This is a genomic window from Streptomyces sp. NPDC018693, assembly GCF_044391385.1.
Lineage (GTDB): Bacteria > Actinomycetota > Actinomycetes > Streptomycetales > Streptomycetaceae > Streptomyces.
Map to the genome: position 1 here is coordinate 25,802 of NZ_JBIRZZ010000004.1, position 13,175 is coordinate 38,976.

Here is a 13,175-nt window from a genome sequence, read left to right on the forward strand (position 1 = left end):
GGCTCACGCTCCTCCGCGCCGGATGGAGTTGCCCTCGAAGCTGGAGGTGTCGTCCGGCTTGGGCTCGTCGAGCTCGAGGCGGCCGCTCTGCCCGTAGAAGGCGACCGGGTTGCGCCACAGCACCCGGTCGACGGTGTCGTCGTCGAAGCCTGCGGCGAGCATGGCGTCGGCGGTCTTCCGGGTCTTGAGCGGGTCCGAACGCCCCCAGTCGGCGGCCGAGTTGACGAGGACGCGTTCGGTGCCGTGTTCCTTGAGGATCTCGACCATGCGGTCCTCGCTCATCTTGGTCTTCGGGTAGATCGAGAATCCGGCCCAGCAGCCGCTGTCGAGGACCATGCCGACGGTGAGTTCGTTGAGGTGGTCGAGGACGACGAGCTCGGGGGCGATGCCGGACTCGCGGACGACGTCCAGGGTGCGGCGGGTGCCGGCCGCCTTGTCGCGGTGCGGGGTGTGCACGAGGGCGGGCAGGCCGTGGTGGACGGCGAGTTGGAGCTGGCGGGCGAGCGCCTCGTCCTCCTGCGGGGTCATCGAGTCGTAGCCGATCTCACCGACGGCGACCACGCGGTCCTTGGCCAGGTAGCGGTCGAGTTCGTCCAGCACCGGGACGCAGCGGGGGTCGTTTGCCTCCTTGGGGTTCAGGGCGATCGTGCAGAAGTGCTGGATGCCGAACTGGGCGGCCCGGTAGGGCTCCCAGCCGAGCAGCGCGTCGAAGTAGTCGTGGAAGCTCTCCGGCGAGGTGCGGGGCTGGCCGAGCCAGAAGGCGGGCTCGACGACGGCGCGCACCCCGGCCGCGTACATGGCCTCGTAGTCGTCGGTGGTGCGGGAGGTCATGTGGATGTGGGGGTCGAAGATGCGCACGGTCAGACCTTGTCCGTCAGGGCCGCGAGGGCGCGTGCGGCGGCCTCGGGGCGGGTGGGGGTGAGCCGCTGGGCCCGGTCGGCGAGGCCGGCCGCGGCCTCGGGGTGGCGGCGGATCAGCGGCCAGACGTCGTCCGGTACGTCTCGTCCGGCGGCGATGCGTTCGTGGGCGAAGTCGGCGAGCATGCGGGCGAGTTCGGTGTCGGCGCGGCGGTCGAGGCCGTGGATCCGGTCCAGGGGGATCTCGCAGAAGACGCACTTGAGGACGGCCTGGCGGTACTCGGCGTCGGGCAGCCGGGCCGCTCCGTAGGGGCCGAGGGCGGCCTCGACGACGGTGGTGTCGTTGCCGCGCAGGGCCTCGCGGACGAGGGCCAGGGCGAGGTCGCGGAAGGGGTCGTCCTCCGGGGAGTCGCCGTCGAGCAGGGGCAGCGACCGCAGCACGGCCCGCTGTTCGGCCGGGTCGCCGTGCCGGTACAGGTCGCCGACGGTCCGGGCGAGGGCCTCGGCGTCGTCGCGGGGCAGGGCGGTCAGCAGGACGGCGCGGGCCGCCTCGTCGGCGCTCCAGTGCTCGTCCAGGCGCTGCTGTCCGCAGCGGCGCCGGGCGGCGGGGAAGAGGACGCGGATCGCGGCGGGCGCGACGGCGACGCGCGCGACGCCCTCGTCGAGCCAGGCGCGGGCCGCCTCGGGCAGTGCGGCGGCGAGCAGGGGGCTGGGGTCGGGTGGGGCCTGCGGCAGCGGGCGGGTTCCGGTTCCAGGCATGGCGGGTCGACCTCCTGGGGGGATGGGAGGGTTGGGGGTGCGGGGCTCCGTTATACGGTCGCCGACCGCAGGAACTCCAGTGAGCGGCGAGCCACTTCGGCGGCGTCCAGGGCGCCGCCCTGGATCTCGACGGACACCAGGCCGGTGTGCCCGAGGTCGCGCAGGGCGGCGAGCACGGGCGGGAAGTCGATCTCCCCGGCGCCGAATTCGAGGTGCTGGTGGACACCACGCCGCATGTCCTCGATCTGCACGTTCCGCAGGCGGGGCGCCGCGAGCCGTACGCACTCCAGCAGGGGCCGTTCCTCCACGCAGTGGGCGTGTCCGATGTCGAGGGTGATGCCGAACAGCTCGTGGCCGTCGAGGAGTTCGGCGAGACGCAGACAGCGTTCGACGGTGTCGACGAACATGTACGGCTCGGGCTCGAAGGCCAGGGCGACGCCGTACCGCTCCGCTGTCTCCAGCGCGGTCCGCAGGCCGGCCGCCAGGCGTTTGAAGGCGTCCGTCTCCGGTATGCCGTCCGGGGCGGGGCCGCTGCACAGGTGGACGGTGGGCGAGCCCAGGTCGGCCGCGATGCGTACGGCGCGGCGCAGCAGGTCGATCCGGAGGTCGGCGCCGTCGGACATCAGGGTCGGCTGGTGCTTGCCGCGGGCGTCGAGCAGGAAGGGCGCGCCGGTCTCGATCGTGACGTCGAGCGCGTACCGGTCCAGGTCCCGCGCGACCGCGCCGACCCGGGCGGTCAGGTCGTCGGCGTAGGGGTCGAGGTGGATGTGGTCGAGGGTGAGGGCGACGCCGTCGTAGCCGAGATCGGCGAGGAGGGCGAGGACGTCGGCGAGGCGGTGGTGGGCGAAACCGTTGGTGCCGTAGCCGAACCTGAGCGGGGTGGGGGGTAATTGGGGGGTGGGGGGTCTGTCCATGCTGACGGTTCCTCGGACGGGCGGTCAGGTGGGGGATACGCGTCGCGCGAGCCGTCGCGCGAGGGGGTGGGCGACGGAGAGGGCCGCGGCCGAGACGGGCGCCCCGGCACGTGCCGTCAGCGCGGCCTGCAAGGGCATCAGAGCGAGGATCCCCGCCCCGACGGCCTGCCGGATGTTCTCCCCGGACGGCTTGCGTATGGCCTTCAGCTGGGCGGCCCCGTAACTGGCGAGATATGCCAGCGCGGCACCGGCGGCGAGCAGGGCGGTGAGGCGGGCGGCGGCGTCCCCGTCGGTACGCGGGGTGCGCAGTGCGCGCAGCGTCGGCGGGGCTGCCGTCACCAGGGCGGTGGCCGTGGTGGCGGCGAGGGTGGTGGCCGGGGTTCTGGCGGGGGCTCCGGTGATCTCGTGGCGGCTGAGGGTCATCAGGGTGTAGGTGTGGGCGCCGACCAGAGCGGCGGGCACGGCTCCGTTCACCAGCGCGGTACCGGTGCCTCCTCCCCCGCGCGGTGCGGCCGCGAGCGCTCCCGCGAGGACGTTCAGGGTGCGGGCCCCGGTCATCGCGGCCGCGCCCGCCGGGGTCTTCTTCAGGCCCAGGTCGTAGGCCCAGACCAGTCCGGCCAGCGGCAGCGCGCCGAGCAGGCCGCGTCGGCCGCCCGTGGCGGTGGCGAGGCCCAGGCCGGCGGCGGTCAGTCCACCCGCGACGGTGAGTGCGGTGCGGCGGGGCACCCTGCCGGACGGGATGGGGCGCGCGGGGCGTTCGACGGCGTCGACCGTGGCGTCGGCGTAGTCGTTGAGGGCCATGCCCGCCCAGTAGAGGCAGACGGAGGAGGCCGTCGCACCGAGGGTTGGGGCGTTCAAGGGATGTCCGGCGGCTGCCGCTCCGGCGAGTACATCGCCCGGGACACTCAGCGCGGCCGGTGCCCGCACGAGGTCGGCCAGGTCCGAAAGGCGCACGTCAGACCGGGCGTTGGAGCGGGATTCCGCTCTGCGATCCTTCATACCCGCACTGTAATCACCATGATTGAACTTTCATACGGTTACCGGGTCGTCATGTGAGTGGCGAAGACAACACCTGGGAAACTTTCGGAAGTCGCGGCGAAGGTGTAGAGAGCCGACCGGAAGCCGATCCCGTCATCCCTGTTGGCGGAGCCTGCGCCACACGGCCTTCGCCGCGTTGTGCCCGGACATGCCGTGCACGCCGGGGCCGGGCGGAGTGGCCGAGGAGCAGATGAACACGGCCGGGTGCGGGGTGCCGTACGGGAAGAGGGACAGCTTGGGGCGGAGCAGCAGCTGCAGACCGGAGGCCGCGCCGGAGGCGATGTCCCCGCCGACGTAGTTGGCGTTGCGGGCGGCGAGTTCGGCGGGGCCGGCGGTGGCGCGGGCGAGGACCCGGTCGCGGAACCCGGGGGCGAAGCGCTCCAGTTGGGCCTCGATGGCGTCGGTGAGGTCGCCGGTCCAGCCGTTGGGGACATGGCCGTACGCCCAGAAGACCTGCTTGCCCTCCGGCGCCCTGCTGGGGTCGACGACGCTGGGCTGCACGGTGATCAGGAACGGTCTGTCGGGGGCGCGGCCCTCGCGGGACGCGGCGCGCAGCGCGGCCCCGATCTCGGCGCTGTCCGCACCGATCTGCACGGTGCCGGCGACGCGCGCCTCGGGCGCGGTCCATGGGACGGGGCCGTCCAGCGCGTAGTCGATCTTGAAGGCGGCGGCGCCGTACCGGTAGTTCTCGTAGTGGCGGCCGAAGCCGGCGATACGGGCCAGCGCGGTGGGCGAGGTGTCGAAGACGTAGGCGCGGGCCGGGGGCAGGTCGTCGAGACGCTTGACCTCGTAGTCGGTGTGGATGCTGGCGCCGAGGTCCTTGAGGTGGGCGGCGAGGGCGTCGGAGATCGCCTGGGAGCCGCCCTGGGCCACGGGCCAGCCGCGGGCGTGCGCGGCGAGGGCGAAGACCAGGCCGATGGCGCTGGTGGCGAGACCGCCGAGCGGGGCCATGACATGGGCGACGAGGCCGGCGAAGACGGTCCTGGCGCGCTCGTCGCGGAAGCGGCGGGTCAGCCAGGTGGACGGGGGCAGCCCGACCAGGCCGAAGCGGGCGAGGGTGACCGGGTCGCGGGGCAGCGCGGTCAGCGGCAGGGACATGAAGTCCCGTGCGAGCGTGTCCCACTTGTGCAGGAAGGGCTCGACCAGCCGGCGGTAGGCACCCGCGTCACGGGGCCCGAAGGAGGCGGCCGTCTCGGCGACCGACCTCGACAGCACGGCGGCGCTGCCGTCCGGGAAGGGGTGCGCCATGGGCAGGTCGGCGTGCAGCCACCGCAGGCCGTAGCGCTCCAGGGGCAGGGCGCGGAACGCCGGGGAGTTGATGCCGAGCGGGTGTGCGGCGGCGCACGGGTCGTGCCGGAAGCCCGGCAGGGTCAGTTCCTCGGTGCGGGATCCCCCGCCCACGGTGTCACGGGCCTCGAACAGGGCCACGGAGAAGCCGCGCCGGGCCAGCTCCACCGCAGCGGTCAGGCCGTTCGGCCCCGCTCCCACCACGACCGCATCGAGCATCGACGGCACTTCGGACCCCTTCGTCAGCCGGTGGCCTCTGAGGGTTCAGGATATGCCGGGGGTCTGACAGCACCCGAGCCACGGGGGGATTCCGGACACACGACGCCTGCCGGTCCCCCGTCCCTCACGGTCCCTCGCTGTCCCTCACTCCCCCTGTGCCCGCCAGCAGGCCCACCACCTGCCGGGCCGTCGCCGCGTCCCGGGCCGCCGTGAACGGCAGGGCGTTTCCGCCGATGATGCGGAAGGGCTCTCCGGTGCGGGTGAGGTGGATGCCGCCCGCCTCCTCGACCAGGAGGAGACCCGCCGCGTGGTCCCAGGCGGCCTCCCAGGAGAACGCGGTGGCGTCCAACCGGCCCTGGGCGACGGCGAGATACTCCAGGCCCGCCGAACCGCAGGCGCGCGGCGCGACCCCTTCGGTCCACAGGCCGAGCAGGGCGCGCTTCTGGTCGTCGGTCGTGTAGTCCGGGTGGGAGTGAGCCACCTGGAGGGGGCGGCCGGGGGCGGCCGGACCGGCGTACAGCCGCTCGCCGTCGAGGAAGGCGCCGCCGCCGCGGACGGCGGTGGCCAGCTGGTCGCGGGCGGCGGCGTAGGTCCAGGAGGCGAGCACCACGCCGTGCCGGGCGAGCGCGACCAGGGTGCAGAAGCCGTCCTCGCCGTGCACGAACTGCCGTGTCCCGTCGACCGGGTCGACGATCCAGACGGGCGCGTCGCCCCGTATCGCTTCATACGTCGCGGGGTTCGCGTGCACCGCCTCCTCGCCGACCACGACCGAGCCGGGCAGCAGGGCGCGCAGGTCCCGCGTCAGACGCAGCTCGGCGTTGCGGTCGGCGTCGGTCACCAGGTCGTGCGGGCCGGTCTTCTCGTCGACCTCGTGGGCCGCGAGCCGGCGGAAGCGGGGCAGGATCTCGGCCGCGGCCGCCTCGCGGACCGCCTCCTCCACGTCGGCGGAGTGGCGGGCGAGAAACTCGTCGATGGTTTCCGTGTCTACGATCATGACTCCATGAGAGCACGCCCCACTGACAATCCCCACCGGGCCCGTACACGGCGGGTGGAATCGGCGTGAACAGCCTCATCCGCGTGAAACGGCCGCATCCGCGTGAGCAGCTTCATCTGCCCACCGCGTACCCCTGCATCCCCCGGGGATTCGCCGCGGCCGAGAGAATCCCGGTGTGCGGGTCGCGGGCGACCGCGCACAGCCGCCCCTCCGACCAGGGGTCACCGACGGTGACGGTGTGGCCGCGCCGGCGCAGCCCCTCGACGACCTCGGTGGGCATCCGGGACTCGACGGTCACGCTGCCGGGGCGCATCCCGCGCGGGTAGAAGGAGCCCGGGAAGGCGTCGTTGTGCCAGTTCGGGGTGTCGATCGCGCCCTGCAGGTCGAGGCCGCCGCGCACGGGTGCGCGCAGGGCGACGGCCAGGAAGAAGTGCAGCTGCCACTGGTCCTGCTGGTCCCCGCCGGGCGTGCCGAAGGCCAGCACGGGGTCCCCGTCGCGCAGCGCGATCGAGGGGGTGAGGGTGGTGCGGGGGCGGCGGCCGGGGGTGAGGGAGTTCGGCAGGCCCTCCTCCAGCCAGGTCATCTGGAGCCGGGTGCCGAGCGGGAAGCCCAGCTCGGGCACGACCGGGTTGGACTGCAGCCAGCCGCCGCTGGGGGTGGCCGCGACCATGTTGCCCCAGCGGTCCACGACGTCGATGTGGCAGGTGTCGCCCCGGGTGGCGCCGTCGGCGCCGATCGGGGGTTCGCCGGGGACCGGCGAGGTGGGTGCCTTGGCGACGGTGGGTTCGCCGACGCCCATCGGGCTGAAGCCGGGCTCCTCCGTGAGCACCACGCGCGCGTGCGCGCTCATCCGGGGGGTGCGGCCGCCGGGGCTGCCGGGCCGCAGCTCGTACGACGCCTTGTCGCCGACGAGCGCGCGCCGGGCGGCGTTGTACTCGTCGGACAGCAGCGCGGACAGCGGCACCTCCGCCGCGTCGCCGTACCACGCCTCCCGGTCGGCCATGGCGAGCTTGCAGCCCTCGACCAGCAGATGGACGTAGTCGGCCGAGCCGTGGGCGGGCAGCTCGGGCGGGAGCAGTGCCAGCTGCTGGAGGAGGGCGGGGCCCTGGCTCCAGGGGCCGGCCTTGCACAGGGTCCAGCCGTTCCAGTCGTACGTCGCCGGCGCCTCGTAGGTCGCGGACCAGCCGGCGAGGTCGGACTCGGTGAGGGTGCCGGTGTGGTGCTCGCCGCTGGTGTCCAGGGTGGGCCGCCGGGACTGGCGGACCAGGGCCTCGGCGATGAACCCGGAGCGCCACACCTCCCGCGCGGCCTCGATGCGGGCCTCCCGGTCACCGGCCCGGCCGGTCTCGGCGAGGAGCCGCCGCCAGGCGGCCGCGAGGGCGGGGTTGCGGAAGAGCCGGCCGGGCCGGGGAGCCACGCCGCCGGGCAGGTAGACCTCGGCGGACGACGTCCACTCCGTCTCGAACAGCCGCCGGACGGTCTCGACGGTCGCGCCGACGTTCTCCACGGGCGCGTGCCCGTGCTCGGCGTATCCGATGGCGTACTTCAGGACGGCGTCGAGGGGCTTGGTGCCGTGGTCGCGCAGCAGCACCATCCAGGCGTCGAAGGCGCCCGGCACGGCGGCGGCGAGCGGCCCGGTGCCGGGGACGAGTTCCAGACCGAGCTCCCTGTAGTGGGCGACCGTCGCCCCGGCGGGGGCGACGCCCTGCCCGCACAGCACCCGCACCTCGCCGTCCGCGGGCGCGACCAGGATCGGCACCTCGCCCGCCGGCCCGTTCAGATGCGGTTCGACCACGTGCAGGACGAACGCGCCGGCCACGGCGGCGTCGTAGGCGTTGCCCCCGTCCTCCAGCACGGCCATGGCAGTCTGGGAGGCCAGCCAGTGCGTGGAGGACACCATGCCGAAGGTGCCCTGGAGCGTGGGACGGGTGGTGAACACGGGCGGCTCCTCTCGGGGACGACAGCCGCACCGATGATCACACGCGGTTCCGTCGTCGGTCAGGTGGATCGTCAACTGCTCGACACCGCAGCGGAGTCGTACTCACCTCACACCGACTCGGACAGAAACGGACGGATATATCGGGACAGATGCCCCGTCGGGGACGGAACACTGTGACCGGGCGGGCACGGAGCGAGTTGACACTTCCGCACCACAGGCAGTCGTGTGACACTGTCGTTCCGTGTCCGCAGTGCGGACTGCTCCGCACCGTCCCCCACAAAGAAGTGCGCCGTGCGTTCTCTTCCTCTGCCGCTCGTCCTGACCGCGCGGCTGTCCCCGGTGGCCGTGATCGCCTGCGCGGGCTGGGCGCTGTCCTCCGGCCCGCTCGCCGCGAGCGAGGACACCGCGGCCAAGGACACGCGGCAGACCCAGACCCAGGCGCAGCCCGACGCCTCCGCCTCGGTGCCGACGCGGACGTACGCGGCCGCGCCCGCCCCTTGCGCCGCCGTGGCCGCCAAGACGGTCAGCTCGCTCGTACCGGGCGCCAAGACGGCCGGCAAGGAGATCCCGTCGACCGACTCCAAGCTGCGCCGCGTCTGCTCCTGGAACGCGCTGAAGGAGTACGACTACCGCTGGCTCGACGTCACCTTCGAGATCATGGACTCGGACGAGACGGCCCGGGAGTCCTACGAGGAGCGGATCGCGGCGAAGAGCGGCGGCGGGGCCGTGCCGGGGCTCGGCGACGCGGCGTACTCGGTGGTGAACCTGACCACCGAGGACAAGCAGCAGACCCGTGAGGGCATGGTGTTCGTCCTGGTGGACAACGCGGTGGTGGTCGTCAACTACAACGGCAGCGACTTCGAGTCCAAGAAGGCGCCGAGCACGGACACCATCAACAAGGGCGCGATCAAGGCCGCGAAGGACGCGGTGGCCGCGCTGCAGGGCAGCGCCGGGGGCACGGCCGGGAGCGCCGGCCCCACCCCCGGCAACAGCTGAGGAGGTCAGAGGGTCGCCCGTTCGACCTCCCGCCCGGGCCTCGGTGCCCACAGCTTCATCAGGACGAGATACACCAGGGCCGACGACCCCAGTCCGACGGCCCAGCCGTAGTCGGCCAGCGGCTCGAAGGCCGGAATGGGGCGGAAACCGAAGAACGGCTCGAAACTGGCGCCGCCGAGGGAGAGGCTGGCGCCGACCAGGAAGGCCAGGCAGGCCCGCCAGTTCGTGCCGTTGCCGAACCAGTAGCGCCCACCCGTCCGATAGAGGTCGGCAAGGTCGAGCCGGGTCCGGCGCACGATCCAGTAGTCCGTGATGAGGATGCCCGTGACGGTACCGAGCATGCTGCCGACGGTTCCGAGCCAGGTGAAGATGTAGCCCTGCGGGTCGGAGTACAGCTTCCACGGGAAGATCAGGACCCCGAGGACACAGGCGATCAGCGCTCCGGTCCGGAAGCTGATCCACCGCGGCGCGATGTTGGAGATGTCGAAGGCCGGTGAGACGAGGTTGGCCGCGATGTTCACCGACAGGGTCGCCACCAGAACCGTGACCAGGGCGAACAGCAGGCCGACGACGTTGTCCGTCTTGGCGGCCAACTGGACCGGGTCCCAGATCGGCTCGCCGTACACGGCCTGCGAACCGGACGTCACGAGGACCGACAGGAACGCGAACAGCGTCATCGTCGTCGGAAGACCGAGCGCCTGGCCCCACGACTGAGCCCGTTGGCTCCTGCCGTAGCGGGTGAAGTCCGGGATGTTCAGCGACAGAGTGGACCAGAAGCCGATCATGCCCATGAGTGAGGGCCAGAACAGCTTCCAGAAGTCGCCGCCCCAACCGAGCTTCGAGGGCTGGTCGAACAGCGGGCCGAAGCCTCCGGCCTTGCTGCTCATCCACCACAGCATCACCAGGGCACCGACGATCACGAAGGGCGCGGCCCAGTTCTCGAAGCGGCGGATCGTCTCCATGCCCCGGTAGACGATCGCCACCTGAAGCGCCCAGAAGAGGGCGAAGGACAACCACATGGTCCAGGCGTGGCCGCCGATCCGGGAGGCGTTGGCCCAATCGTCTCCGATGAGCTTCCCGGCGAGGAAGTAGATCGCCTCGCCACCGATCCAGGTCTGGATGCCGAACCAGCCACAGGCCACCAAGGCCCGCACCATGGCGGGGAAGTTGGCGCCGAGAACACCCCAGGAGGCGCGGGCGAAGACCGGGAACGGAATGCCGTACTTCGGCCCCGCGTGCCCGGTGAGCAGCATCGGCAGCAGCACGATCACATTGGCCAGGGCGATGGTCAGCACCGCCTGCTTCCAGTCCATGCCGACGGCGATGAGACCGGACGCGAGGGTCCAGGAGGCCGTGTTGTGGGCCATGCCGATCCACAGCGCGGAGAAGTTGTACGTGGTCCAGGTGCGCTTCTCCACCGGGACCGGCAGCAGGTCCTCGTTGGCGTAGGGGCCGCTGGGCTGCGGTGCGCCGGGGGCGATCTCCACCCGGCCGTCGGCGAGGGTGACTTGGGAGGTCGGGGGTATGGCTGCGGGAGCGGTGTCGGTCATGGGCAGGCCAATCGGATGAGGACGGGGAGGGAGAGGCCGTGCGGGCGGCGCCGGTGCTTCATCTCAGGCGGGGGGTGCGCGCGTGGGGAGCGCCCTGGGCCCCCTCCCCGGGACGGCGGGAAGGGGGAGACCAACAAGCCAGGAAGGGATCAGCCGTTGACGGCCGGGATCACCTGCGAGCCATAGGCGTCGATGACCGCTTCCTGGGCGTCGTGCATGTCGTACACGGCGAACTGGTCGACGCCCAGCTCCCGCAGGGCGTTGAGCTTCTCGATGTGTTTCTGGACCGGGCCGATGACGCAGAACCGGTCGACGATCTCGTCGGGCACGAACTGGGTGTCGGGGTTGCCGCTGCGCCCGTGGTGGGAGTAGTCGTAGCCCTCGCGTGCCTTGATGTAGTCGGTGAGTTCGTCGGGGACCTGGGCGGAGTGCTCGCCGTACTTGGCGACGAGGTCGGCGACGTGGTTGCCGACCATGCCGCCGAACCAGCGGCACTGGTCGCGGGCGTGGGCGAGCGCCTCGGGCGAGTCGTCCTCGGTGACATAGGCGGGGGCGGCGACGCAGACCTTCACGTCCGCGGGGTCGCGGCCCGCCGCCACGGCCGCGTCCTTCACGGCCTTGACCATGTACTCGGTCAGATACAGGTCGGCGAGCTGGAGGATGAACCCGTCGGCCTCCTCGCCGGTCATCTTCAGTGCCTTCGGGCCGTACGCGGCCATCCAGACGGGGAGTTCGGCGCCCGGCTTGATCCAGGGGAACCTCACGACCGTACCGCCGCCGAGGTCGGCCTCGTCGCCGCGGCCGAGGGCGCGGATGACCTTCATGGCGTCGCTGATCCGGGCCAGGGTGTTGGGTTTGCGGCCGGCGACGCGCATCGCGGAGTCACCGCGGCCGATGCCGCAGACGGTGCGGTTGCCGAACATGTCGTTGAGGGTGGCGAAGGTGGACGCGGTGACCTCCCAGGTGCGAGTGCCCGGGTTGGTGACCATCGTGCCGACCTTCAAATGGGTCGTGCCGGCGAGAATCTGACTGTAGATCACGAACGGCTCCTGCCAGAGCACGGCGGAGTCGAAGGTCCAGCCGTAGGCGAAGCCGTTGCGTTCGGCGCGCTTCATCAGGCTGACGACCTTCGAGGCCGGCGGGTCGGTCTGCAGGACGAGTCCGAAGTCCATGGGCGCCACTCCTAGTTGAGGTACTGGCAGGTGGAGCGCGGGGTGTAGACGCCGTGACCGGCACGTCCGGTGTACTCCCGCTCGGTGATGACGAGTTCGCCGCGTGAGAGCACGGTCTCGACGCGGCCGGTGATCCGCTTGCCCTCGTAGGCCGAGTAGTCGACGTTCATGTGGTGGGTCACGGCGGAGACGACCTGTTCGGCGTGCGGGTCGTAGATGACGACGTCGGCGTCGGCGCCCGGCGCGATGGTGCCCTTCTTCGGGTAGAGGCCGAACATGCGGGCCGGGGTGGCGCAGGCGATCTCGATCCAGCGGCGGCGGCTGATGTGTCCGTCGAGGACGGCCTGGTGGAGCAGGTCCATGCGGTTCTCGACGCCCGGCAGACCGTTGGGGATCTTGGAGAAATCGCCCCGGCCCAGCTCCTTCTGGCCCACGAAGCAGAAGGGGCAGTGGTCGGTGGAGACCACCTGGAGGTCGTTGGTGCGCAGGCCCTGCCACAGCTTGGCCTGGTGTTCCTTGGGGCGCAGGGGTGTGGAGCAGACGTACTTGGCGCCCTCGAAGTCGGGTTCGGCGAGGTTGTCGGTCGACAGGAACAGGTACTGGGGGCAGGTCTCGCCGAAGACGTTGAGGCCCTCGTCGCGTGCCCTGGCCAGCTCGGCCACTGCCTCCATGGCCGAGACGTGCACGACGTACAGGGGCGCCCCGGCGACCTGGGCGAGCTTGATGGCGCGGTGGGTGGCCTCGGCCTCCAGCAGGGCCTTGCGGACCTCGCCGTGGTAGCGGGGGTCGGTCTCACCGCGGGCCAGGGCCTGTTCCACGAGGACGTCGATGGCGATGCCGTTCTCGGCGTGCATCATGATCAGGCCGCCGTTGTCGGCGGAGCGCTGCATGGCGCGCAGGATCTGGCCGTCGTCGGAGTAGAACACCCCCGGGTACGCCATGAACTGCTTGAAGCTGGTGACGCCTTCCTCGACGAGGAGATCCATCTCCTTGAGCGTCTCCTGGTTCACATCGGAGACGATCATGTGGAAGGCGTAGTCGATCGCGCAGGTGCCCTCGGCCTTGGCGTGCCAGGCGTCCAGGCCCTCGCGGAGGGTGTGGCCGACGCCCTGTACCGCGAAGTCGACGATGGTCGTCGTGCCGCCCCACGCGGCCGCCCGGGTGCCGGTCTCGAAGGTGTCGGAGGCGAAGGTGCCGCCGAAGGGCAGCTCCATGTGGGTGTGGGCGTCGACACCGCCGGGGATCACGTACTTTCCGGTGGCGTCGATGACCTGTGCGTCGGTCCATGCCTCTGCTGCCGGGGTGCCGGAGGCGGCGAGGGCGGCGATGCGGCCGTCCTCGATCAGGACGTCGGCATGGATCTCGTCGGATGCGGTGATGACTAGGCCGCCGCGGATCACTGTACGGCTGGTCATGTCGTGTCGCTCCTCACTGTGGGTAAGTGCGGGTG

The 13,175-nt window shown here is 71.8% G+C and carries 11 protein-coding genes; 1 reads left to right on the top strand and 10 read right to left on the bottom strand.

Annotation, left to right across the window (positions count from 1 at the left end):
• Nucleotides 1-3 precede the first annotated feature (3 nt).
• From ACH5AC_RS12165 to ACH5AC_RS12195, 7 genes are all read right to left on the bottom strand, one after another.
• Complete coding sequence (locus ACH5AC_RS12165) at nt 4-858, bottom strand: TatD family hydrolase (RefSeq protein ID WP_398861661.1); 855 nt, start codon at nt 856-858, stop codon at nt 4-6.
• 2 nt (nt 859-860) lie between these two features.
• Nucleotides 861-1,616: an EboA domain-containing protein gene (locus tag ACH5AC_RS12170; RefSeq protein WP_398861662.1), complete on the bottom strand. Its 756-nt coding sequence runs from the start codon at nt 1,614-1,616 to the stop codon at nt 861-863.
• Nucleotides 1,617-1,666: 50 nt separating this feature from the next.
• Nucleotides 1,667-2,530, bottom strand: a complete 864-nt coding sequence (locus ACH5AC_RS12175; RefSeq protein ID WP_398861663.1) for a sugar phosphate isomerase/epimerase family protein — start codon at nt 2,528-2,530, stop codon at nt 1,667-1,669.
• Between the two features lie 24 nt (nt 2,531-2,554).
• Nucleotides 2,555-3,529: an SCO3242 family prenyltransferase gene (locus tag ACH5AC_RS12180; RefSeq protein ID WP_398861664.1), complete on the bottom strand. Its 975-nt coding sequence runs from the start codon at nt 3,527-3,529 to the stop codon at nt 2,555-2,557.
• A 132-nt stretch (nt 3,530-3,661) separates the two neighbouring features.
• Nucleotides 3,662-5,074, bottom strand: coding sequence for a phytoene desaturase family protein (locus tag ACH5AC_RS12185; RefSeq protein ID WP_398862197.1), 1,413 nt, complete (start codon nt 5,072-5,074; stop codon nt 3,662-3,664).
• A 124-nt stretch (nt 5,075-5,198) separates the two neighbouring features.
• A complete protein-coding gene (locus ACH5AC_RS12190) occupies nt 5,199-6,068 on the bottom strand; it encodes an inositol monophosphatase family protein (RefSeq protein WP_398861665.1) in 870 nt (289 codons plus the stop codon).
• Between the two features lie 112 nt (nt 6,069-6,180).
• The gene (locus ACH5AC_RS12195; protein WP_398861666.1) at nt 6,181-8,007 is read right to left on the bottom strand and encodes a gamma-glutamyltransferase family protein; all 1,827 of its coding nucleotides are present in this window, start codon (nt 8,005-8,007) and stop codon (nt 6,181-6,183) included.
• A 291-nt stretch (nt 8,008-8,298) separates the two neighbouring features.
• Between ACH5AC_RS12195 and ACH5AC_RS12200 the strand changes: the two genes are divergently transcribed.
• A complete protein-coding gene (locus tag ACH5AC_RS12200; RefSeq protein WP_398861667.1) occupies nt 8,299-9,003 on the top strand; it encodes a hypothetical protein in 705 nt (234 codons plus the stop codon).
• A gap of 5 nt (nt 9,004-9,008) precedes the next feature.
• On the opposite strand, the gene ACH5AC_RS12205 is transcribed toward ACH5AC_RS12200, so the two are convergent.
• From ACH5AC_RS12205 to hydA, 3 genes are all read right to left on the bottom strand, one after another.
• Complete coding sequence (locus tag ACH5AC_RS12205) at nt 9,009-10,553, bottom strand: NCS1 family nucleobase:cation symporter-1 (RefSeq protein ID WP_398861668.1); 1,545 nt, start codon at nt 10,551-10,553, stop codon at nt 9,009-9,011.
• A 149-nt stretch (nt 10,554-10,702) separates the two neighbouring features.
• Nucleotides 10,703-11,725 (bottom strand): TIGR03842 family LLM class F420-dependent oxidoreductase, encoded by a 1,023-nt coding sequence (locus tag ACH5AC_RS12210; protein WP_398861669.1) that lies wholly within the window; start codon nt 11,723-11,725, stop codon nt 10,703-10,705.
• Nucleotides 11,726-11,736: 11 nt separating this feature from the next.
• Nucleotides 11,737-13,140, bottom strand: a complete 1,404-nt coding sequence (gene hydA, locus ACH5AC_RS12215; RefSeq protein ID WP_398861670.1) for a dihydropyrimidinase — start codon at nt 13,138-13,140, stop codon at nt 11,737-11,739.
• Nucleotides 13,141-13,175 lie beyond the last annotated feature (35 nt).